The organism is Anaerotruncus sp. G3(2012), from assembly GCF_000403395.2.
Classification (GTDB): Bacteria; Bacillota; Clostridia; order Oscillospirales; family Ruminococcaceae; genus Anaerotruncus.
This window is the reverse complement of record NZ_KE159657.1, coordinates 664,463-685,421: the sequence shown is the minus strand read 5'-3', so window position 1 is coordinate 685,421 and position 20,959 is coordinate 664,463. Positions and strand designations below refer to the sequence as shown.

At 57.1% G+C, this 20,959-nt stretch carries 24 protein-coding genes; 5 read left to right on the top strand and 19 right to left on the bottom strand.

What is annotated here, in order from left to right:
* Positions 1 to 37 precede the first annotated feature (37 nt).
* The 14 genes from C814_RS09020 to C814_RS08955 form a co-directional block, all read right to left on the bottom strand.
* Complete coding sequence (locus tag C814_RS09020; RefSeq protein ID WP_016315358.1) at positions 38 to 742, bottom strand: metallophosphoesterase; 705 nt, start codon at positions 740 to 742, stop codon at positions 38 to 40.
* Positions 743 to 1,726 (bottom strand): dipeptidase, encoded by a 984-nt coding sequence (locus C814_RS09015; RefSeq protein WP_016315357.1) that lies wholly within the window; start codon positions 1,724 to 1,726, stop codon positions 743 to 745.
* Entirely contained in the window at positions 1,713 to 2,114 is a 402-nt protein-coding gene (locus C814_RS09010) for a YraN family protein (RefSeq protein WP_016315356.1), read from the bottom strand. Before C814_RS09010 ends, C814_RS09015 begins: the two co-directional genes overlap by 14 nt.
* Positions 2,115 to 2,118: 4 nt before the next feature.
* On the bottom strand, positions 2,119 to 2,724 hold the full coding sequence (locus C814_RS09005) for a ribonuclease HII (protein WP_016315355.1): 606 nt from the start codon (positions 2,722 to 2,724) through the stop codon (positions 2,119 to 2,121).
* Between the two features lie 132 nt (positions 2,725 to 2,856).
* The gene (gene ylqF / locus C814_RS09000; protein ID WP_031219480.1) at positions 2,857 to 3,729 is read right to left on the bottom strand and encodes a ribosome biogenesis GTPase YlqF; all 873 of its coding nucleotides are present in this window, start codon (positions 3,727 to 3,729) and stop codon (positions 2,857 to 2,859) included.
* Positions 3,730 to 3,783: 54 nt separating this feature from the next.
* A complete protein-coding gene (lepB, locus tag C814_RS08995) occupies positions 3,784 to 4,323 on the bottom strand; it encodes a signal peptidase I (RefSeq protein WP_016315353.1) in 540 nt (179 codons plus the stop codon).
* A 12-nt stretch (positions 4,324 to 4,335) separates the two neighbouring features.
* Entirely contained in the window at positions 4,336 to 4,875 is a 540-nt protein-coding gene (gene lepB / locus C814_RS08990; protein ID WP_022788255.1) for a signal peptidase I, read from the bottom strand.
* 29 nt (positions 4,876 to 4,904) lie between these two features.
* Entirely contained in the window at positions 4,905 to 5,507 is a 603-nt protein-coding gene (gene lepB / locus C814_RS08985; protein ID WP_016315351.1) for a signal peptidase I, read from the bottom strand.
* 154 nt (positions 5,508 to 5,661) lie between these two features.
* Entirely contained in the window at positions 5,662 to 6,006 is a 345-nt protein-coding gene (rplS, locus tag C814_RS08980) for a 50S ribosomal protein L19 (RefSeq protein ID WP_016315350.1), read from the bottom strand.
* Positions 6,007 to 6,196: 190 nt separating this feature from the next.
* Positions 6,197 to 6,541: a cupin domain-containing protein gene (locus C814_RS08975; RefSeq protein ID WP_016315349.1), complete on the bottom strand. Its 345-nt coding sequence runs from the start codon at positions 6,539 to 6,541 to the stop codon at positions 6,197 to 6,199.
* Positions 6,542 to 6,557: 16 nt separating this feature from the next.
* A complete protein-coding gene (locus C814_RS08970) occupies positions 6,558 to 7,232 on the bottom strand; it encodes a TIGR03936 family radical SAM-associated protein (protein WP_016315348.1) in 675 nt (224 codons plus the stop codon).
* On the bottom strand, positions 7,225 to 9,069 hold the full coding sequence (locus C814_RS08965; RefSeq protein WP_369750541.1) for a TIGR03960 family B12-binding radical SAM protein: 1,845 nt from the start codon (positions 9,067 to 9,069) through the stop codon (positions 7,225 to 7,227). The genes C814_RS08970 and C814_RS08965 overlap by 8 nt, the downstream gene beginning before the upstream one ends.
* Positions 9,070 to 9,162: 93 nt before the next feature.
* The gene (locus C814_RS08960) at positions 9,163 to 10,065 is read right to left on the bottom strand and encodes a mechanosensitive ion channel family protein (RefSeq protein WP_016315346.1); all 903 of its coding nucleotides are present in this window, start codon (positions 10,063 to 10,065) and stop codon (positions 9,163 to 9,165) included.
* Positions 10,056 to 10,913, bottom strand: coding sequence for an AraC family transcriptional regulator (locus C814_RS08955; RefSeq protein ID WP_016315345.1), 858 nt, complete (start codon positions 10,911 to 10,913; stop codon positions 10,056 to 10,058). The genes C814_RS08960 and C814_RS08955 overlap by 10 nt, the downstream gene beginning before the upstream one ends.
* 288 nt (positions 10,914 to 11,201) lie before the next feature.
* On the opposite strand from C814_RS08955, the gene C814_RS08950 reads away from it, so the two are divergent.
* On the top strand, positions 11,202 to 12,497 hold the full coding sequence (locus tag C814_RS08950) for a galactokinase (RefSeq protein ID WP_016315344.1): 1,296 nt from the start codon (positions 11,202 to 11,204) through the stop codon (positions 12,495 to 12,497).
* A 40-nt stretch (positions 12,498 to 12,537) separates the two neighbouring features.
* A complete protein-coding gene (galT, locus tag C814_RS08945) occupies positions 12,538 to 13,515 on the top strand; it encodes a galactose-1-phosphate uridylyltransferase (protein ID WP_016315343.1) in 978 nt (325 codons plus the stop codon).
* 109 nt (positions 13,516 to 13,624) lie between these two features.
* Here galT and C814_RS08940 read toward each other — a convergent pair whose 3' ends face one another.
* The 5 genes from C814_RS08940 to C814_RS08920 form a co-directional block, all read right to left on the bottom strand.
* On the bottom strand, positions 13,625 to 14,182 hold the full coding sequence (locus tag C814_RS08940) for a hypothetical protein (RefSeq protein ID WP_016315342.1): 558 nt from the start codon (positions 14,180 to 14,182) through the stop codon (positions 13,625 to 13,627).
* A gap of 216 nt (positions 14,183 to 14,398) precedes the next feature.
* The gene (locus C814_RS08935; protein WP_016315341.1) at positions 14,399 to 14,659 is read right to left on the bottom strand and encodes a TIGR03905 family TSCPD domain-containing protein; all 261 of its coding nucleotides are present in this window, start codon (positions 14,657 to 14,659) and stop codon (positions 14,399 to 14,401) included.
* A gap of 16 nt (positions 14,660 to 14,675) precedes the next feature.
* The gene (locus tag C814_RS08930; protein WP_016315340.1) at positions 14,676 to 15,857 is read right to left on the bottom strand and encodes an NAD(P)-dependent malic enzyme; all 1,182 of its coding nucleotides are present in this window, start codon (positions 15,855 to 15,857) and stop codon (positions 14,676 to 14,678) included.
* A gap of 186 nt (positions 15,858 to 16,043) precedes the next feature.
* Entirely contained in the window at positions 16,044 to 16,553 is a 510-nt protein-coding gene (locus tag C814_RS08925) for a DUF6630 family protein (RefSeq protein ID WP_016315339.1), read from the bottom strand.
* Between the two features lie 21 nt (positions 16,554 to 16,574).
* Positions 16,575 to 17,411, bottom strand: a complete 837-nt coding sequence (locus C814_RS08920; protein ID WP_016315338.1) for a PHP domain-containing protein — start codon at positions 17,409 to 17,411, stop codon at positions 16,575 to 16,577.
* 372 nt (positions 17,412 to 17,783) lie between these two features.
* Between C814_RS08920 and C814_RS08915 the strand changes: the two genes are divergently transcribed.
* The 3 genes from C814_RS08915 to C814_RS08905 all read left to right on the top strand — a co-directional run bounded on the left by C814_RS08915 (position 17,784) and on the right by C814_RS08905 (position 20,850).
* Positions 17,784 to 18,818, top strand: a complete 1,035-nt coding sequence (locus C814_RS08915) for a DnaD domain protein (protein ID WP_016315337.1) — start codon at positions 17,784 to 17,786, stop codon at positions 18,816 to 18,818.
* 11 nt (positions 18,819 to 18,829) lie between these two features.
* Entirely contained in the window at positions 18,830 to 19,822 is a 993-nt protein-coding gene (locus tag C814_RS08910) for an ATP-binding protein (RefSeq protein ID WP_016315336.1), read from the top strand.
* A gap of 371 nt (positions 19,823 to 20,193) precedes the next feature.
* Positions 20,194 to 20,850 (top strand): hypothetical protein, encoded by a 657-nt coding sequence (locus tag C814_RS08905; protein ID WP_016315335.1) that lies wholly within the window; start codon positions 20,194 to 20,196, stop codon positions 20,848 to 20,850.
* Positions 20,851 to 20,959: the final 109 nt, after the last annotated feature.

Below are 20,959 nucleotides of genomic sequence, written 5' to 3'. Positions count from 1 at the left end.
AAATAGAACCGTCAATGCCAAGAGATTTTTTATGAATTCAGGAAAATTCTTCAGGAAATTCCACCAGAACCGGGGTAAACCTGAGAAAATCACTGCTCACCAGCCGGAAATGGATGCCCAGATACCGCCCTTCGACTGCATAGCGGCAGCCCGCGGCATGGATATGGCCGTAATAGCAGCGGGAAACCCGGTGCCTGCAAAGCACATCCAGAATCTGCGGGGACTCATTTTCTCCATAGACTGGCGGATAGTGCAGGAATACAACCGGCGGCTGCCCTGTTTTTTCCGCCTCGGCGAGCGAAAGCTCGAGCCGGATCGCCTCCCGATTGATGATCTTCGCGTCAAACGCCTCGCCTGTCTCGAACAGCCAGCCCCGCGAACCGCAGATCGCCATTCCTTCTACCACAACGCTGTTATTATGGAGAATTTGCAGGGAATTTAATCCATGTTCTGAAAAAAAACGCTCCATCTTGTTTTTTGTGGTCCACCAGTAATCATGGTTCCCCTTGAGCAGGATTTTTTTCCCAGGGAGGCGGTCAATGAAAGCGAAGTCCGCGAGCGACTCCTCCAGGGAAAGCCCCCATGAGGTATCGCCGGGAAGCACCACCGTATCTGCATCCGTGATGTGTTCCCGCCAGTTTTGCTCGATCCGCTCGACATACCCCTGCCATCCTGGAAACACATCCATCGAATGGTCCCCCGAAAGGGAGAGGTGCAGGTCGCTGATCGTGTAGACCGCCATTTACATCCCCCCTTCCCAGCGCGCAAAGAAGTCTGCCGCATTGGTAAAGAACAGCTTGTCGGCGATCCCCTGCCCGAACCCGCCGCAGACCTCCCGGTAGAGGTCCGGGAATTTTTCCCCGGAGCCGAGCCAGGAGGGGACATCACATCCATCAAAATCGGAGCCAAGCGCCACCACATCCTCCCCGCCCAGCCGGAGAAACCGCTCCAGATGCGCCGCCAGCCGCGGGAATGCCGGGTCGGGGTCATCCGAGAGGAAATGGACACAGAAGTTCAGTCCTACGAGCCCGCCAATGGAAACAATATGGCGGAACTGGTCGTCGGTCAGGTTGCGGGGGTGGTTATGTACTGACCGGGCATCGCTGTGGGTCGCGATGAACGGTCGGCGTGCAAACCCAGCTAACTCTTCAAACCCCCGGTCGTTCAGGTGGGAGACATCCGCGACAATCCCAGCCCGCTCGAATTCCGCCACCGCCTCCCGTCCAAATCCGGAAAACCCGTGGGTAGTCGCGTTTCCGCTCGCCAGCTCGTTCTCGCCATTCCAGGTCAGCGTCACTATCCGGACCCCGCATTCCGCCAGCCTGCCAACTCGCGAGAGGTCGCCGCCCAGAGCGGAACCGCCTTCCACCGTCAGCATGGCGGCAGCTTTGCCTTCCGAAAGCGCAGATTTCAGTTGTCCGACCGTCTGCACCTGCGCCAGCCGGCCAGCATTTTGTGCAAGCTGGGTTTGAAAATACCGGTAACAGCTCTCAAAATAAGCGATTGCGTCCGGGCCCCGGTATTGGTCTGGCATGAAAATCGCGAAGCACTGACACCAGTCGATCCCTGCCATCCGGTCGAGCGCAAGATGCCCATGGTTGTGCAGCAGTGTGTCCGTTTCAGGGAGGCGTTCCCCCTTGGTCAGAAATACACTCTCTCCCGGTTTGAAACAGATGCTGTCGTGCAGCCGTCCGACCGTGTCGCAGTGCAGGTCAAATAAAAACATCAAACCCCTCCGTATCATAGGCGGACGTCAGATGACGGTACCGCACCACCTCGGGCGAACCAGCACAGGCGGTCACAACCTCGAACAGGTCGAACCGCGGCTGGAACATCCCTGTATTGTATATGCCCTTTCCCCGCAGATATGCCACCGCCGCCAGTATGATCCGCCGCTGCTGGCTGCGGGCCAGCGCCTGTGACGGTGTGCACCACCCATCCTGAGCGCGGGTCTTTACCTCGATGAATGCAATCACATTCCCTTTCTGGGCGATTAGGTCGATTTCGCTTTTGCCGCTGCGCCAGTTGCGTTCCAGAATACGATATCCGTCCTCAAGCAGGCGCGCACAGGCAAACGCTTCCCCCAGTGCCCCCCGCTGACGCGTTGTCGCCATCCCGCTATCTCCCGGCTTCCCATTTTTTCAGGAACGTCCGGCGGTGGACCGGGGATACCCCATTCTCATCCAACATCTGATAATGGAGCTTTGTTCCATAGCCTTTGTGCTTGGAGAATGCATAGGCGGGATATTTGGCATCCAATGCCTTCATATACCGGTCCCGCGCGACCTTCGCCAGAATCGACGCTGCCGCGATCGAGCCTGATCTGGCATCCCCGTGGACGATCGTCCGGCAGGCAAGCCCGTCCGGGAAGGCCGGGTCCCGGTTCCCGTCAACCAGCGCAAGATCAGGACATATGGAAAGCCCCGCAACCGCCCGGCGCATTGCCAGCATGGATGCTTGCAGGATGTTCAGCCGGTCGATCTCCTCGACGGTCGCCGAGGAGATGCAGCAAGCCGCTGCCTGTGCACAGATCTGCTCGTAAAGCTGTTCGCGCTTTTTGGCGGAGAGCTTTTTGGAATCGTCAATCCCCGGAATTTCCAACCCCTGCGGCAGGATCACCGCCGCTGCGTAAACGTCGCCCGCCAGCGGGCCGCGGCCTGCCTCATCCACCCCGCAGACCGCCCGAAATCCCTGCGCATAGGCTTCCTGTTCGTATTCGTACATCTCCACACCTTCCATCTGCCCAGAACGGATTTTTCATCGAAACAGTTTCGCCGGCCTTTCCCCCGATTTGCCGGTGCATATCTTTAACAGCGGCAAAAAGGAGGCTTGGCGAGCGCCCCCTGACATCAGAATTCAGGAATGCGGCGGAAGCTCGAGGGTCAGACGGCCCATCTTCCCGCTCCGGAACTCGTCCAGAACAGTGATTGCCGCCCGTTCTGTATTGACCTCGCCGCCCGAAACCAGCATACCGCGCCGGCGTCCAACCAGTTCCAGCAGCGCATATGCATCCAAACCGTCCGCTTCCCCCTCCCGGAATTTATACCGCTGCGCGAGCAGGTCAGGATATTCCTCCTGAAGCAGCAGGAGCAGCCGCATCGCCAACAGTTCGATGTCGAGGACATCGTCCTTGACCGCGCCGGTGAACGCCAGCCGCTCCCCGACCAGCGGGTCCTCGAACTTGGGCCAGAGGATACCCGCCATATCAAGCAGCTCGATCCCGCCCTCGAGCGACACCCACTGCCGGCCCCGTGTCACACCTGGACGATCCTCCACCTTGGTGCGGCGCGAACCCGCCAGACGGTTAATCAGCGAGGACTTGCCCACATTTGGAATCCCGACAATCATCATGCGGATCGGCTGTCCGGCCATCCCGCGGGCGGCGCGGCGCGCGAGCTGCTCCGAAAGGGTCTGCCGGACAAGCGGCAGAAACGCTTTTAATCCCTTGCCGCTGCGGCAATCGGTCGCAATCGCCGGGATGCCCTGCTTCGCATAACAGGCAAGCCATTTTGAGGTTGCAGACTCGTCTGCGGAATCGCACTTGTTAAGCAGAAGCACCCGGGGCTTGTTCCCCACCAGCCGGTCGATCTCCGGATTGCGGCTGGATGCGGGAATCCGCGCATCGGTCAGCTCCACCACCAAGTCCACCAGGCGGAGGCTTTTCTCCATCAGCCGGCGGGTTTTGGTCATATGCCCAGGAAACCACTGGATCGATGGCAGCGGCGCCATCGGCTGGTTTGGGGTCTGTTCCAATTCTTCCATGCTAAAACTCCTTCCCAGTATTCAGGACACGCCGCCAATCTTCCCAAATGGGAAAAAACGAAAGACCGCTTTGCCCATCACCCGCCGGACATCCACCATCCCGATCTCGGAGGCGCGGCTGTCGAGCGAATTGTTGCGGTTGTCCCCCAGCACAAAGATGCACCCTTCCGGCACCGTCACCGGGAACTCCACATCATAACCAAGCTCGGTCGGCTCATTGACATATGGCTCGTCGAGCAGTTCCCCATTGCGCCGGACAGTATGTGCGGTAAAATCAATGTCGATCGTGTCCCCTGCCCGCCCGATCACCCGTTTGACAATCGCCGGTTCCCCGGTGCCGGTGCGGTCGATCACCACGATGTCCCCATACTGCGGGTCGTGGTATCCCGCCTGCTGTAGGATCAGCCGGTCTCCGTCGTGCAGGGTTTTCATCATCGACGGACCGTTGACCGTCGCCGGACGCACTATCAGGGTGAAGAGCAGCAGCATTCCCACCACTGTCACGATCCCCGATTCCAGCCACTCGTAAAGCTCGAGCAGCGGATTTTCCTGTTGTTCCATCTCCGAACTCCTTCAGTTGATACTGCCCACCCTGGCAAACGGCGTCAGGCGGAAAAAGGCCCGCCCGATGATCTCCCGGACATCCACCATCCCAATATCCGGGGAGCGGCTGTCCTTGGAATGGTTGCGGTTATCCCCCAGCACAAACAGATGCCCTTCCGGCACCTGTACCGGGAAGTCAACCCCCTCCCAAGTCCAGGTCGGCTCGTTGATATATGGCTCATCAAGCAGCTCCCCGTTGCGCCGCACCTCACCGGTATCAAAATCAATCTCGATCGTGTCTCCGGCAAGACCGACCACCCGTTTGATAATCACCTTTTCTGCAAGATCGGGCGCGTTGACCACAAGGATGTCACCATAGGAGGCGTTCCCACATCCTGCCACCTGCAACAGCAGGTTTTCGCGATCCTCCAGCGTCGGGAACATCGACCCACCGTCCACCGTAGCGGTCCGCACAAAAAAACAGCAGACCACCAACAGCACCCCCAACATCCAGACAAACGACTCCACAAGCTCATAAAGCTCGCTGATCTGGCCCTCCTTTTTTTTCATCGCTGTCATACCCTTCCTTGTCATACTTTTCACCCGATACAGCCTGCCGCCTCAAACGGGTAAAGCCGAAATACTGCCTTGCCCATGATTTGACGCAGGTCTACCATGCCGATCGAGCTGTCCCGGCTGTCGAGCGAGTGGTTACGGTTATCCCCCAGCACAAAAACCGTCCCATCGGGCACAACAGCCGGAAAATCCACATCCCGGAAAGCGTGGGTCGGCTCATAAATATACGGCTCGTCAAGCAGCTCCCCATTGCGCCGCACCTCGCCCGCTGAAAAGTCAATGTCAATCCGGTCACCCGCACGTCCGATCACCCGCTTGATGACCGGTGTTTCCCCGGTCCCAGTGCGGTCAACCACCACGATGTCCCCATATTGCGGGTCATGATAGCCCGCCTGCCAGAGCAGCAACCGCTCCCGGTCATGCAGGGTCGGTACCATCGAGGAACCGGAAACGGTAGCAGTACGCACCAGAAAAACGAACGCCAGCAGAATCAGGACGAGGGCATCCACACAGGATTCCACCCAGTCAAATAATTCCCTCCTGCGGGTGCGCCGCGCCGAAATCCAGTTGAGCGAACGCCTGATCCCGTAATGAAACGTCTTTTTACGCCGGGATGAACCGCTCATCCTCTGCACCGCCTTTCCGCATCCTGAAAAATCAAAAAAAGTTTTTCCACTGTTTCGATTATTAAGATGCCCGGAACCAGGGCCTGTTATCTGCCGCATTTAAAAGGAAAAGCAGCCGCAGAAATCGCGGCTGCTTTTTTGCATCAGAATCAGATTAGCGGATGATGTCCTTGACCTTGGCAGCCTTACCAACGCGGTCACGCAGATAGTAGAGCTTGCTGCGGCGGACACGACCTTTGCGGACCAGATCCACCTTTTCGATATTGGGGGAGTGGATCGGGAAAACCCTCTCAACTCCGCAGCCATGTGCCACCCGGCGGACGGTGAAAGTCTCGGAGATGCCGCCGTGTTTCTTCGCAATCACGGTGCCCTCAAAAACCTGAACTCTCTTCTTCTCGCCCTCTTTGATCCAGACGTGCACCTTCACGGTGTCACCGATCTCGACTTTGGGCATCTCTGCTTTGATGCACTCGCTTGCAATCTGCTTTAAAGCGTCCATACTGTTCCTCCTAAATTTTATCAGACATTCATTCCCGAACACACGGCAGAGGACTGTCTGGCTTACATGTGCAGCCGGTTGGCTGGGCATGAAGACCCGTTGCAGGATCACAACGTCCATTACATGCAATAGCTAGTCTACCATATCGCGCCAAAAAAAGCAAGCATTTTTTCCTTGGCCGCACAAAATTTTATGCATTGACAATCAGAGCCATAAATACCAGCGGCTCCGAACCGATATTTTCGATGCTGTGGCCCTCTCCGCTCGGGCAGTAGGCGCAGTCGCCGGCTTCCAGCTCGACCTCTTTTCCATTGTCGCTGTACAGCCCCTTGCCCTGAAGCAGGAAATAGGTCTCACTCTCACCCTGATGGGTATGCCAGCCGAGCGAGCATCCCGGCTGGATCGTCACCTGATTGAACAGCCGGCCATGTCCACAGAACTGCTCGGGCTGGAGAACCTGCCGCATCTGCACTTCGCCCTTCCCGTCAAAAAACGGCTTGGAAAATGTGTTCAACTCGTTTGCTCTGGTAATCATACGCTTTTCCTCCATTTTATCTGAAATCGTGGAACGTCCCGTCCAGAATGGCGGTGCGTACCACCCTCTGCCAGCCGGCGGCTGTGCCGGTCTCGGCGGCAAATGTATCGAGCACCAATGTCGGGTTGATGTTCAGCGACGCGCCTGCCGCTGCACGCACCGAAAGGGTCAGGATATTGTTCTGTGCCTCTACCCCCTGTACCGAAAAATGCGGCTTGACATCAACCATCCGTTCCCCTTTTTTTGTCTTTTTCAGGACGGGCAGCGCAGGACGCGCGCACCAGTCGGAGAGCGTCCGGGCAGCCTGTTCCGCAGGGATATGGTCAAACTCCTGGATGATCCGGTAATCGGCCCAGCAGATCGCCTCCGGTTTCTGCACCGCCGGAGCCGCATGGTAAGCGGCCATCCCTTCAGGGAACACCGCATTCAGCCGGTCGACCACCTCCTGCATCGGAACCTGCTCGGTCAACCGGAAATCGACCGATTCACACTCGCTCTCATAGCCGAGCGCAAGCGGCAGGGCGAAGGTGGTATAGATGTGCGGGTTAAACCCGAGCGTGTGCCAGACCGGGAGCCGCGACCGTTTGAGCGCACGCGCCATACAGCGGTTGATATCGAGGTGGGAGATGTATTTTATCCGACCTTCCTTCTTCCAGAACACCCGGACGGTCGTCTGAAACAGTTCAGCCAAAACATGCACCCCCTAACAGACGGTTCGCCCCGCATCCCGCGCAGTGATTCCGGCAGTGCGGGGTTGTGGCGTCCTGATGCGCCCGCTCATTCTCACGGATCAGGAACACCTTGCTCACCCCGTAATCAAGGTGGTCCCACGGCATGATTTCATCATAGCTGCGGGTTCGGTTGGCATAGAACGCGAGGTCGATTCCGCATACCTCCGCCGCATCCTCCCAGCGCTCCATCCGGAAATAATCGTTCCAGCCATCCAGCTTGGAACCGCTCCGCCAAGCGTATTCCACCATCGGGCAGAGCCTGCGGTCGCCGCGCGCGAGCACCGCTTCCAGAAAGCTGGTCGGGCTGTCGTGGTATTTGACGTTGATCTTGCGGGAACGCACTGTTTCGAGCAGGATTTTCTGCTTGCGGCGCAGATTTTCCATCGTATCCTGCGGTTCAAACTCGAATGGGGTGAATGGCTTTGGCACAAAACAGGCGACCGACACGTTCACGCTGACCCCTTTGCCCTTCGGCTTATCCGGAAGATGGTAGAACAGGTCGACCACCTTCTGCGCCAGATGGACGATCCCCTCCACATCCTCGTCTGTCTCGGTTGGGAGCCCTAGCATAAAATAGAGCTTTACATTGGTGAACCCGCCTTCAAACGCAGTCCGGCAGGTCCGCAGAACCTCCTCCTCGGTGACATTCTTGTTGATAACATCCCGCATCCGCTGGGTGCCCGCCTCGGGCGCAAAGGTCAGAGATGACTTCCGCACCGCTGCAACCCGGTCGATCAGCTCTTTCGAAAAGTTGTCCACCCGCAGGGAGGGAAGCGCGATATTGACCGCGTCCGGCTCGGTCCAGGTGAGCATCCCGTTCAGCAGCGGTTCCAGCTGGGAATAATCGCTTGTAGAAAGCGAGGTCAAGGAAACCTCGTCATAACCGGTATTGTCGCAGAGCGTGTGCGCATTGCGGTTAATCGTGTCTTCCTGCTTTTCGCGGAAAGGGCGATAGATAAACCCGGCCTGACAGAACCGGCATCCCCGGATACAGCCGCGCAGCACCTCGACCATCGCGCGGTCGTGCACCGCCTGCGTAAACGGCACCACAAAATTTTCAGGATAGAACACCTTGTCCAGATCGCGGATGATCCGTTTGTGTACGACCGCAGGCGCACCCTCCTGCGGAGCAACTGCGGCGACCGTCCCGTCCGGATGATAGCGCACCTCGTAGAGGGACGGGACATAAATCCCTTCAATCTGTGCCGCGCGCCGCAGGAACTCCTGCTTGGAACATCCCTCTTTTTTGCAGACGAGATAGAGGTCCATCAGTTCGAGGTTGACCTCCTCCCCCTCCCCGAGGATAAACAGGTCGATAAAATCGGCGACCGGCTCCGGGTTGCAGGCGCAGGGGCCGCCCGCTACCACCACCGGCCAGAGGTTGCGGCGGTCTTTGGAGCGCACCTCCAGCCCCGCCAGATCGAGCATGTTCAGGACCGCAGTAAAACTCATCTCATATTGCAGGGTAAAACCGATGAAATCGAACTCCCCGATCGCGTCGAGGCTCTCCAGACCGTAAAGTGGTATTCCCCGCTCCCGCATGAGCTGTTCCATATCCTGGTCGGGCGCGAAAACCCGTTCGCACCAATAGTTTTCCCGCGCGTTGGTCAGTGCATAGAGGATTTTCATGCCTAGGTGGGACATCCCCACTTCATAAACGTCCGGAAAGCAGAACGCAAACCGCACATCCACCTTTTCCGGGTCCTTGACAACACTCCCCAGTTCCCCGCCGGTATATCTGGACGGTTTCTGCACCTGCAAAAGAATCCGTTCCAGGTCTTTTTTCACATTCCTCAAAAGATCACAACACCCCTTCTTCACACAAACTGTCCCGTATTTTTCCATCATACCATAGATTTCTTCCCTTCACAAGCCCCCAAGAAACCCGCTTTATCCATGGGACCGGGTGTAAAGCCGGTTGAACGGGATCGAAATGCCGTTACGGTCGAACTGCTCCTTGACCTGTTCGAGCAGGTCAAATTTGAGGTTCCAATAATCCGGTGTAGCGCACCAGACCCGGCATCCAAGCACCACTGCTGACTCTCCATGCCCGACCATCCGCACGATCGGCTCCGGATCAGCATACGCCTGCGGATGCTGCGCGATCATCTCCGTGACCAGCTTCTGCGCGAGCGCGAAGTCATCCTCATAGCCGATCGAAAAATCGAGGTCAAGCCTGCGCATCGGCTCGCTTGTAAAATTGGTGATCTGTGCTTTTGCCACATCCCCATTCGGCACATGGACCACCTTATTATCCACCGTCTTGATCACCGTATAGTTGAGCCGGATGTCCTGAACCGTTCCCTCTCTGCCGCCGATGTCCACATAGTCCCCGATCGAGAACGGCTTGGTGAACAGCACCGAGATGCCGCCTGCAAGGTTGGAGAGGGAATCCTGGATGGCGAGCGAAACCGCCAAACCGAAAACGCTCATCAGGGCAACCACCCACCCGATCGCGTCGGGGATCAGGATGGTCAGCGCGAGGATGCCGAGCAGGGTATAAAGGCAGATTTTAAAAATAGAAAGGATGAAGCTATGCAGGGTGACCTCCAGCTTTGACTTCTCGAGCAGCCTGCGGGAAACCCGGATCACCATGCGGATCAGCAGGGTCCCGATCAACAGGATCAGGACAATGGTAAGCAGCTTGGGCGCGAGCCTTTTCAGGCCCTCCAACAGGAACCGCCACCGGTTGGGCGTGTCCATCCCGACGATCTCGCTGACCGCCTCCTGAATCCCCTCGGCGGCAGAACCGGCCCCCACTGTATCCAGCCCCATAACAGAATTCAGTTCCATAATATTCCTCCCTGTCTGGTTTGTAGCTTCTGCTGTTTATACTGGGTGGGCGGCAGGCCGATGACCTTCTTGAACACCCGTGAGAAATAGAGCTGGTCGCTGTAGCCGACCGATGCGGCGACCTCTGCCATCGAAAGAGTGGACCGCTCAAGCAGTTCGCACGCCTGTGTGACCCGGAACCGGGTCAGATAATCGTTTGGGGAAACATCCACCTCCTGCATGAATACCCGATAGAGGTGGCTGCGGCTGATCCCGACATTAGAGGCGATGTCCCCCACGTCGATTGGATGGGAATAGTTGTGGGTGATGAACCGCACCGCACTTTCAAAATATTCCCGCATCAAATCGCCTGAAGGTTCCTGACCACCCTGCTCCACCAGCAGGGCCAGAAAGAGATAAAGCTGTCCGATTGCCCGCAGTTCGGAGGCGGAAGAGGTGCCCGACGCCGCATAGATCGACTGGATCGCATCGCGAACCGCGTCCGGATCGCTGAACCGTACCACCGGCTGCTCCCGGGTGAAGGGGGTCTGTGTGAGCAGGATTTTGGCGTCCGGACCGTTGAACCCGACCCAGCAGTACCCCCATGGGTCCTCAACGTCAGCAGTATAGGAGACCACCGTCCCCGGATAGACCAGAAAGGTATCCCCCGCCCCCACCTCGTAGACCGCATCCTCCACGCGGAAAACCCCTTTTCCGGAGGTGACATGGTGGATCAGGCAGTGGTCACGCAGGCCCGGCCCCCAGGTATAGCCGGGGTCACACTGCTGAAGCCCGCTGTTATAAACCGCGACCGGCAGGCTTTCCCGGGTTTTGGTCTTGTAGGAGCGCTTAAAACTTTCGGATGGCATAATGTCTCCCCCTTTCTCTATAACAGAATAGTGTGTGCTGCCGGTGATTTTACTGCAACAAAAATCCATCAAAAAGGGAAAAATTTAGGTTGAAATTTCGTTTAAAATGCGCTACGATATAAGGAAAGAACTTGAAAACATCCGGTTGTTTTCACGAGGCGGGCAGCTCCCGCCATCACACAAAATCTGCTTTTGGCGGTGCAATCCAGAGCGATTCCGTTTTGGGCCGGCTGGAAGGCCGGAATGGCTCTGTTTTCAGCCGCCCGCGGGATGGAGGAAAAGACAACAATGCGTACCAAAGAGTTGCAGGAGCAGATCCGGTCGGGCGCGCTGTCCGGCACATTCGAATACCTTTATAAAAACGATGCGGCACGTCAGGCCGAACGTTATGCCGGCGCGGCAGCGGAATTTGAACGGCTGTTCGGGGAACGGGAAGCCGAACTGTTTTCCGCGCCCGGACGTACCGAGGTGGGCGGCAACCACACCGACCATCAGCATGGACGGGTGCTCGCGGCAGGGGTCAACCTTGATGTCATCGCAGTCGCCGGCAAAAACGACGAAGGCGTTATCCGTATCCAGTCGACCGGCTACCCAATGGACACCATCGACCTTTCCGATCTTTCGGTCCGGCAAGAAGAAACCAACTGCGCCGCTGCGCTGATCCGCGGGGTTGCCGCGCGGTTCCGGGAGCTGGGGATGGAGATCGGCGGATTTGACGCCTACACCACCAGCGACGTGCTCAAAGGCTCGGGGCTTTCCTCCTCGGCGGCGTTCGAGGTCCTGGTCGGCACCATCCTCAACCACTTTTACGCGGGACAGAAAGCATCGGCGGTGCAGATTGCACAGATTGCGCAGTATGCCGAGAACGTCTACTTTGGCAAGCCCAGCGGGCTGATGGACCAGACCGCTTCTTCGGTGGGCGGATTTGTGACCATTGATTTTGCGGATGTCGCGCATCCGCAGGTCAAAAAAGTGGAGGTTGACTTCTCCAAGTCGGGGTATCAGCTCTGCATTGTCGATACCGGCGGAAACCACGCCGATCTGACCGGCGACTACGCCGCCGCGCCCGCTGAGATGAAATCGGTTGCCGCGCAGTTCGGCAAACAGGTGCTTCGAGAGGTCTCCCCAGCGGAGTTTTATGCAAAGATCGGTGAGCTGCGCAAAAGCTGTACCGACCGCGCCCTGCTGCGTGCGGCGCACTTCTTCGCGGATGATGCGCGGGTCCCACAGGAGGTTGCCGCGCTCGAAGCGGGAGACTTTGACCACTTCAGACAGCTTGTGATCGAAAGCGGGCACAGCTCGTTTATGTACCTGCAAAACGTTTACACCTGCAAGAATCCCGATGAACAGGGCCTGTCGCTCGGTTTGGCAGCGAGCGAGCAGATCCTCTCCGGGCAGGGTGCATGGCGGGTGCATGGCGGCGGCTTCGCCGGGACAATCCAGTGTTTCGTGCCCGACAGCCTGCTCTCAGACTATCGGTCCGGCATCGAATCGGTGTTCGGCCAGGGCAGCTGTTACGTACTTTCGATCCGTCCGGTTGGCGGGGTGAAGGTGACACCTGACCTGTATAAAACCGGCCGGTAAAAAACGGTACAAATCCGATTGAAACAATGGAGGAATCAATATGGCTGAATTGAGATGGCATCCCCTCACCCAGGACTGGGTCATGATCGCTTCCCACCGTCAGGCGCGCCCGCAGATGCCGAAAGATTGGTGTCCGTTCTGTCCGGGTTCGGGCAAAGTCCCGGATGACTATGAGGTCTACGAGTACGACAACGACTTCCCTGCGTTGAGCCAGCAGCCCCCTGAGCCGGACGATGTATCAAACGAGTTTTTCAAAACCGCACCTGCTTATGGCAAATGCGAGGTCGTCCTCTACTCGCCGGGCCATACTACCACTGTGCCCGAACTGAGTGACGCGCATATGGGCAAGCTGGTCGATCTGTGGTGTGAGCGGTTCGATGCTCTCCGCGCGGACGAAAAGATCAAATATGTGTTCCTGTTTGAAAACCGCGGCGAGGCGGTAGGCGTGACCATGCCGCATCCACACGGCCAGATCTACGGCTATTCCTTTATCCCCAAAAAAATCCAGCTGGAAACAGCGTCCGCCAACCAGCACCACACCGCAAAAGGGCGCTGCCTGTTCTGTGATATGCTTGAAGAAGAACGCAAGGACGGCCGCCGGATCATCTTTGAGAACGAGCATTTCACTGTCTTCCTGCCGTTCTTTACCGAATATCCGTACGGGGTGTACATCATGTCCAAGGCGCATAAATGCTACATCACCGATTTTGACAAGGAAGAACGCGCGGCGCTGGCAGCCACGATCAAACAAACGGTTGGGATGCTCGACAGCCTGTTCGGATTCCGTTTCCCCTATATGATGTGTATGCATAACGCGCCGGTCAACAGCGGCGACTACAGCGAAACCTACCATTTCCATATTGAATTTTTCCCGCCCATGCGGTCGGCGGACAAGATCAAGTTTAATGCCTCCTCCGAGACGGGCGCGTGGGCACACTGCAACCCCACCTGCCCGGAGGTCACCGCCGAAGAGCTGCGGCAGGCCTATAAACGGTTCCTCGAGAACCAGAAAGACTGATCCTGATTCTATCAAAAACAGCGGACGCTTCTGCGCCCGCTGTTTTTTGCCTGTCCGTAAAACGCCCAAAAACCGGTAACCCTCTTTTGAGACCGTTTGTTGTGGCCAGTCACCGGATCAGCCCCGCCTCAAGCACCGTCTGGGTGCAGCGCAGGGTGAAATATTCCGCAAGTTCCATTCCGTAACGCACAAAAAGCGGATCGTCCTCCCGTTGGCAAAGCCGGGCGAACACCTCCCCGATTGCTTTGGGATCGCTCGGGGAGGAACGCGCTGTCAGGATATACATGGTGAACGCCACCGAGTCGAACAGCATCTCGCTGGTCTCGGGGGATTCCTGTTCGATCTTGTTATAAAACGATGACATCGCCGACTGCGCTACAATCGAATTGGGGAACAGGTCGGCAATCACCTGGTTGACCACATAGGAAAACAGGATTTTTCGTTGGGTAACCGTCCGCGCATCGTCGAACGCCCCTACCCCAAACGAAGTCAGCCCCCCTTCCTTGCAGATCAGTTCCTGTGCAAACCGGAGGCCAAGCGCACGCGCCTTATCCATGTTGCCGTTTGCTTTTTCCCGGGCAAAGGCGACCGCCGCACCCTCCGCAGAATCGAACACTTTGGACACCCGTTCGGGCATAATCTTCATATCGCTGTCGTCACAACGCATGTTGGAACCCTCCTCCCTCAAAAAATCGGTTCTTATCATCAAAGGTATGCTCCCGTACATCCAGAACCTGCTTCGCATCTTTGGCGAAGGCTTTTTTCATAGAGCGCCGTATCCTGGACCGCACTCTGCGCACCGGAAGGCCGCAGGGGCCGCATCAAGCCTGAAATTCCGAAGCAGGCTGCGGCAAAAGCTGCTCCGCCGCTTCAAGCGAAAAGATTATTCCGAAACAGGCTGGCCCGCATTCTCCGCGAGTGCGCGGGCGAGCTGATCCGGGCAGGATGTGGATTTGAAACCGCATCTGATCCCCTGCAGCAGGTCGATCACCTCAGCCACCGGCCTTCCCTGGACAAGCCTGCTGACCCCCTGCGCATTCCCCGGGCATCCGCCCTCAAACACAACCTCGCGCACAATACCGTCTTCCACCTCGACATGGATCACCCGCGAGCAAACACCTTTTGTACGATAATCAAACCTCATCTAAACCTGTCTCTCCTTACTCTGCTGAAATCCTTGCAGTGCCTGTCCGGACCGCTTCCTCCGCAACCGCTTGGGCAACTCTGTCGGCGACTGCCTTGTTAAGCGGGTCGGGCAGAATTTTGTCAGCGGAAAGTTCGGATGCAGAAACCATTTCGGCAATCGCTTTTGCGGCAGCGACCTTCATCTCCTCGGTGATGCCGCGCGCACGCACTGCCAGCGCCCCCTTGAAGATGCCCGGAAATGCAAGCACATTATTGATCTGGTTGGGATAGTCGGAACGCCCGGTGCCGATTACCGCCGCGCCGCCCGCCTTGGCTTCCTCGGGCATAATCTCGGGAACCGGGTTCGCCATCGCAAAGACGATCGGTTTGTCCGCCATTGAGCCAACCATCTCCCTGGTCACCAGCCCCGGACGGGAAACCCCGATGAACACATCCGCGCCCACAAGCACCTCTGCAAGCGAACCTTTCTGTCCGGCATGGTTGGTGACCTTCGCCATCTCCGCCTGCGGGACGGTCATACCGGGAGCGCCATCATAGAGCGCACCGTCCTTGTCACACATCACAATTTCGCCGAATCCCATCCGGAGCAGCAGTCTAGCAATCGAGATGCCGGCCGCACCTGCACCGTTAATCACGATTTTGAGCTTGCCCATCTCCCGGCCGGTGACCTTGATCGCATTGAGCAGCGCTGCGCTCGCGATGATCGCGGTGCCATGCTGGTCATCATGGAATACCGGGATTTCACATTCTTCCTTGAGCCGCCGCTCGATCTCAAAGCAGCGCGGCGCCGAGATATCTTCGAGGTTGATCCCTCCGAAGCTTTTGGAAATGAGTTTGACTGTGTTTACAATCGTATCGACATCCTTGCTGTCGATGCAGACTGGAAACGCATCCACATCCGCAAACGCCTTGAAGAGCGCGCATTTCCCCTCCATAACCGGCATCGAAGCCGCCGGGCCGATGTCTCCCAGCCCCAGGACAGCGGTGCCATCGGTGATGACCGCCACCATATTGCCGCGGCGGGTCAGCGTATACGAAAGGCTCTCATCCTTTTCGATCTCAAGACAGGGCTGCGCCACCCCCGGCGTATACGCAAGAGAAAGATCCTCCCGGGTATTGATCGGCGCACGCGAAACCACCTCGATCTTTCCCCGCCATTCATAATGCTTTTGCAGTGCTTGTTCTTTTACGTCCATTCTGTCTCCTCCAGTATTTTAGAACCTGTATCCATAAGCAAGAGGTACCGTATGGGCGGGGGATTCACCACTCTGCAAGGCAAAAGTCTGCTATGCGGTTTTTCAGCGTAGCAGGCTAAAACCTGTCCAAACGGTATGAAACGGTTGTGAATACGGGTTCTTAGATTCCTCTATACGCCGCGTGCATCATGTGATCCACTGGCCGATCTGCTTTGCCAGCTTTTGCAGCGCAGAAAGCTGCTCCTCTCCGGCAAGAAAGAGCACGTAACTGTCGCTGTCGATCCCAAAGTCAGCTACACGGACCTTTTCCGCGCTCCATTGCCTCGCCAGAATTTCGCACCATGCATCAATGCCATCGTCCTCGTCCAGCTCGTCCTCCTGAATTGAGAGTCCAAGCGCTGCAAACGGGCGAAGCTGGGATAAAAAGTATATAAAATCCTCTTTTTCGTCCTTCCAGTCCCGCTCCGCGGCATAACCATGCTCGATCAGGATGTCCGCCACTCCCAGCCACTGGAGATCGTTTCCCGCTGCATCCGGGAGGTCGATACCGCGTTCCCGATATCTGCCGCAGTACTGCTGCTGGTAGACCTGCGGTTCCCGGGTGCACAGCCGGACCTCTTCCATTGCCCGCTGGTCATCCCCGGTAATGATTCCGGCGATCTGCTCCAGAATCTGCAATCTGGCTTCCTCTGTCATACGATCCATCCTTTCCCACAATCAATTCCGGCTTTTGGAAAGCCGGAACAACCGCTCAAGCGGCTCCTGCATGGTCAAACAACTGCCCAGCGGACTGGGATGCCGTGTATTGCCGCCATGAAAATCGGTGCCGCCGGTCGGGATCAGCTGATACTGACCGACCACTGCGTCGATTACAGGGATGTCCTCTTCCTTTACACGGGGATGGTACCGTTCCACCCCGTCGATCTCCCCATTTTCGGCAAGCTCCTGCATCAGGTCGATCGAATCATAGGAGGACGGATGCGCAAGGATACAGATCCCGCCCGCACTCCGGATCAGACCGGCAATCTCGTGCACATCGGGATATTCCTGCCGTACAAAGCAGCTCCCGTCCGGCCCGAGGAGCAGCTCCCGATAGAGGTCCCCATAAAGGCTTTCGGTATAACCAAGGTCGCGCAGGGCAGCCATAATGTGCACGCTGTAAACCGCAGCCGCCCCCTGTGCGTGGCGCAGGATGTGTTCTTCTGTCACCGGGAAAAAGCGCATCACCTTTTTCATGCTCTCGCGCATCGCGCGGTCGCGGCCTTCCAGCGTACGGCGGAAGGTCCCCTCCAGCCGGTCGGGACGTTTCGGCAGCAAACAGAGGAGATGCACCTTGCGTCCCCGCGCGCTGTCCCAGGCGGAAAACTCTGCACCTCCAATCACACCGATCCCGAACCGCCTGCCGAGCTGCTCGGCCCGGCGTACCCCGGCCATAGTATCATGGTCGGTCACCGCGACGAAATCCAGCCCGCCCCGTCTGGCGTAGAGAATCAGGTCATCTACCCCCAGCGCGCCGTCCGACATTCTTGTGTGGCAATGCAAATCTCCGATCATCTTTGACCCCCTGTCCCCGCAAACCCTGACCATTATGATCTGAAGCTGGCCTGCTGTCGGCATCCTGCCGCAGGCTTGAAAAGAATCATTCCGATTTTTCAAGTGCTTCAGCATATAGTCTTTTTTTATTATACAACGGCTTGCGGATTTTTCGCAACTTATATTTTGTAAATTTCGGCTGGATATGTTATAATATTCGCAGAAGAGAACCCGAAGGCGGATTTTTCCGGCCTGTGGACAGACAGATGCAGGGCGAAAAATGGCTGCCGTCAGTACAGCGTCTTCCCTGTTTGCGTCAAAAACGGGATTTCCGCTCTTCCTTCCTGAACGGTTCTTACTACGATATACTATAATATACATATGGAGTTTGCCATGTCTTATATGATTGATTCCGGTATCTGGTCTTCGGTTTTTGCCGTACCCGCTTCGGTGGTCGATGACCATATCCGAATGTGTTCCCCACTCTCCCTAAAAATTCTGCTGGTTATGCTGCGCCATCCGGGCGTCCCGGTCGATGCCGGATGGCTCTCCGCCCAGCTCAATATCTCTCCCGCTGACATCACCGACGCGCTCGGCTACTGGATCGGCGCGGGCATCGTCTCGGATTCCAACCGTCCGGCTGTCCCCGCGCCTGCCCGCCCGGAGCCTTCCGCCCAGGCGCCCGCCCCCGCAGCCTCTGCGCCCGCCGTTGTTTCGGAACGGAAAAATACCGAAACAGGACAGAAACTGGTTACGATCTCTTCCCGTCCGAAGATTTCGCGGGAAGACATTGCCGAACTTTCCAGCGCCAATCCCACCATTGGCCAGCTCCTTCAGGAGGCCCAGCAAGTGCTCGGCGCACCGCTTACTCCGGTCGAAAGCGAGATTCTTACCGCACTTTGCAGTTATTACGGCCTGCATCCGGATGTTGTTCTGATGCTGCTGCAATACTGTGTTTCGATCGGCCATAAGAGTATGAATTTTGTGGAAAAAACCGCTGCTTCCTGGATCGAACTGGGGATCACTACCCATGAGCAGGTCGAACAGGAGATCGTAAGGCTGACACGGGACAATGAGAACGAGTCCAAGATTGTCCGGGCGTTCCAGCTCTATGGGCGCGGGCTGACCTCCAAGGAAAAAGAGTATGTTGCCCGGTGGTTCGCCCTCGGCCTGGACGAAAAAATCCTCTTTCTCGCCTGCGAGCGGTCGGTCGAAAATACCGGGAAAGCCTCTTTTGCCTATGCGGACAAGCTTCTCACCTCCTGGAAATCCAAAGGGATTTCCACCATCAAGGCCGCGCTGGACGATCTGAATGCGGGTACCTCCCGTTCGTCTGCGGCGCAGAACAAGTCCGCCCGGACCGGCGGCGATTCCTCGATCGACATGTCCAGGCTGCACGAGATGCTGCACAGTGAATTCCGCGACTAGGAGGCGAACCGATGGGCTATACCAGAGAAACCTACCAGAAAGCACAGCAGGCGCTCGATGCGCGCCGGGCGGGTGCTCTTCGACAGGCGGAGGAACGCCGGACAGCGCTTCACGCCGCTCTTCCCGAGCTTGCCGAGCTGGAACGCTCGCTCGCCTCAACCGGGCTTGCGGCTGTACAGGCGGCGATTTCTGGCGGAGGACGCGCGCCTGACCTGATCGCCCAACTGAAGGAGCAGAACCTCGCCCTGCAAAAGCGACGGACAGAGTTGCTCACCGCCGCTGGCCTGGAGCCGGATTTCCTTGATGTGCATTACACCTGTCCACGCTGTCAGGACACCGGCTATATTGTGGAAAAACAGTGTGACTGTATGGCGGAGCTGCTTCGCAAGGCCGCCTACGAACAGCTTGGGGACTGTTCCGGCATCCGTGACTGCCGGTTTGACAACTTTTTGCTTGACTATTACCCAACCCAGCCGGTCGGCCCCTACAACATCGTTCCGCAGCGCGCGATGGAAAAAGTCCTCTCGATCTGCGTCGATTATGCCCGCAGTTTTTCCCTGCAAAGCGAAAGCCTGCTGCTCTGCGGCGGCACCGGCCTGGGAAAAACCCATCTTTCACTCGCGATCGCCGGAGCGGTGATCCAAAGGGGGTTCGGTGTGATCTATACCACCTCCCATCGGCTTCTGGGGAAACTACAGGAGCAGCAGTTCTCGCGGAACAGCACCGAAACGGACGATTACCAGTCGATGGCGCTCGGCTGCGATCTGTTGATTATCGACGACCTCGGCGCAGAGTTCTCGACCAATTTTACCGTTGCGGCGCTTTATGGGGTGATTAACGAGCGGATCAACCTCCGGCGCCCGACCGTCATCAATACCAACTTTGATGAGACCATCCTGCGCGAGCGGTACGGGGACCGCATCCTCTCCCGCCTGTTGGCGACCTACCGGCCATTGCAGTTTTACGGGGAGGACATCCGGATGCGCAAACGGTTCGGAAGATGAAACCGGCCGCCATTTTCTGATTCCGAGCTATGTTCATGAAATAGACACAAACATCTGCTATAATCGAAGCACTTGAAAAGCATGAAGAACCTGTATTCATAATCAGAGGATGCCGGATGGGCGAGGGATTTTGCTGCCCTGCAAGGCGAAAAAACGCAGACAATCCTTTGTGTATTGCAAGATTTTTCAACGCGGCAGGCCGGCAAAAGACCCGCTCAGACGGTGTCGAATGGTTGTGAATACGGGTTCTAAGCGATGCTTCTAAAACCTGTGGCCCTTTGGCCGCAGCGAAAGCCGCCAAACGGGTTCTATTTTGCATCTGGCAAACAAATCAACAGACCCTTTGCGTGAAACAGACAGGAGGAAATCGTATGAAAAAAATTCTATCCGCGGTTGTTGCGGCAGGGCTGGCCCTGGGGTTAAGCATTTCCGCATTTGCGCTGGATGGCGGCGGGATTGTGAAACCGCGTGCAGGTTCAGAGGTCGCACTGACGATCAGGAGCGGCGATACCAAGGTCGCGGGGATTCACTTCTATGCGGACAACGATCCGGATCAGTTCTATTTCAATGTCAATACCGACATGGATGACTGTAAATTCAAAGACCTGTTTGCCGATCAGGAGGCGTATTACTACGAATTTGTGGTGGACGGGCGGATCCCGTCTACCAGCCTGCCGACCGTACGGATTTTCAGCCCTTATCGCGAGGAGGTCGATGGCGGTCTTGCCGACCGTTGGTACCGTTTGAAAATTTATGAGGTCGATGGGGACACCCTCACCGATGTGAGCGGCGATTTTGCAGCAATGGCGGACGACGATGGAAACTATTTCTTCGACATCCGCACCCGCACCCCCGGCACCTACATTCTCGCCGAAAAAGCAGTACAGGAAACCGTTTCGGCTGCGGTAAACGCGGATTCGCCGCAGCTGAAAGCAGCCGGCAATCAGACCGCTTCCGATCAGCAATCCACTCAGCCTGCAAAGCTGCCGGAAAAACGGGTCAAACGGATGCAGCCCAAAAAAGATTGAATCGCTGCGGCTTCAGGACGCTCTCATTTTGGGGCGTCCTCCTTTTTTTCTTTGCTTTTGCCCGACGTTTTTCGCGCTTTTTCGGTTGACAAACAGGGGGACACCGGTT

Bases quoted from the DNA above. Each gene is read 5' to 3' on its own strand.
- C814_RS09020 (WP_016315358.1), bottom strand. From the start codon at position 742: ATGGCGGTCTACACGATCAGCGACCTGCACCTCTCCCTTTCGGGGGAC.
- C814_RS09015 (WP_016315357.1), bottom strand. From the start codon at position 1,726: ATGTTTTTATTTGACCTGCACTGCGACACGGTCGGACGGCTGCACGAC.
- C814_RS09010 (WP_016315356.1), bottom strand. From the start codon at position 2,114: ATGGCGACAACGCGTCAGCGGGGGGCACTGGGGGAAGCGTTTGCCTGT.
- C814_RS09005 (WP_016315355.1), bottom strand. From the start codon at position 2,724: ATGTACGAATACGAACAGGAAGCCTATGCGCAGGGATTTCGGGCGGTC.
- ylqF (WP_031219480.1), bottom strand. From the start codon at position 3,729: ATGGCGCCGCTGCCATCGATCCAGTGGTTTCCTGGGCATATGACCAAA.
- lepB (WP_016315353.1), bottom strand. From the start codon at position 4,323: ATGGAACAACAGGAAAATCCGCTGCTCGAGCTTTACGAGTGGCTGGAA.
- lepB (WP_022788255.1), bottom strand. From the start codon at position 4,875: ATGAAAAAAAAGGAGGGCCAGATCAGCGAGCTTTATGAGCTTGTGGAG.
- lepB (WP_016315351.1), bottom strand. From the start codon at position 5,507: ATGAGCGGTTCATCCCGGCGTAAAAAGACGTTTCATTACGGGATCAGG.
- rplS (WP_016315350.1), bottom strand. From the start codon at position 6,006: ATGGACGCTTTAAAGCAGATTGCAAGCGAGTGCATCAAAGCAGAGATG.
- C814_RS08975 (WP_016315349.1), bottom strand. From the start codon at position 6,541: ATGATTACCAGAGCAAACGAGTTGAACACATTTTCCAAGCCGTTTTTT.
- C814_RS08960 (WP_016315346.1), bottom strand. From the start codon at position 10,065: ATGGAACTGAATTCTGTTATGGGGCTGGATACAGTGGGGGCCGGTTCT.
- C814_RS08955 (WP_016315345.1), bottom strand. From the start codon at position 10,913: ATGCCATCCGAAAGTTTTAAGCGCTCCTACAAGACCAAAACCCGGGAA.
- C814_RS08950 (WP_016315344.1), top strand. From the start codon at position 11,202: ATGCGTACCAAAGAGTTGCAGGAGCAGATCCGGTCGGGCGCGCTGTCC.
- galT (WP_016315343.1), top strand. From the start codon at position 12,538: ATGGCTGAATTGAGATGGCATCCCCTCACCCAGGACTGGGTCATGATC.
- C814_RS08940 (WP_016315342.1), bottom strand. From the start codon at position 14,182: ATGCGTTGTGACGACAGCGATATGAAGATTATGCCCGAACGGGTGTCC.
- C814_RS08935 (WP_016315341.1), bottom strand. From the start codon at position 14,659: ATGAGGTTTGATTATCGTACAAAAGGTGTTTGCTCGCGGGTGATCCAT.
- C814_RS08930 (WP_016315340.1), bottom strand. From the start codon at position 15,857: ATGGACGTAAAAGAACAAGCACTGCAAAAGCATTATGAATGGCGGGGA.
- C814_RS08925 (WP_016315339.1), bottom strand. From the start codon at position 16,553: ATGACAGAGGAAGCCAGATTGCAGATTCTGGAGCAGATCGCCGGAATC.
- C814_RS08920 (WP_016315338.1), bottom strand. From the start codon at position 17,411: ATGATCGGAGATTTGCATTGCCACACAAGAATGTCGGACGGCGCGCTG.
- C814_RS08915 (WP_016315337.1), top strand. From the start codon at position 17,784: ATGTCTTATATGATTGATTCCGGTATCTGGTCTTCGGTTTTTGCCGTA.
- C814_RS08910 (WP_016315336.1), top strand. From the start codon at position 18,830: ATGGGCTATACCAGAGAAACCTACCAGAAAGCACAGCAGGCGCTCGAT.
- C814_RS08905 (WP_016315335.1), top strand. From the start codon at position 20,194: ATGAAAAAAATTCTATCCGCGGTTGTTGCGGCAGGGCTGGCCCTGGGG.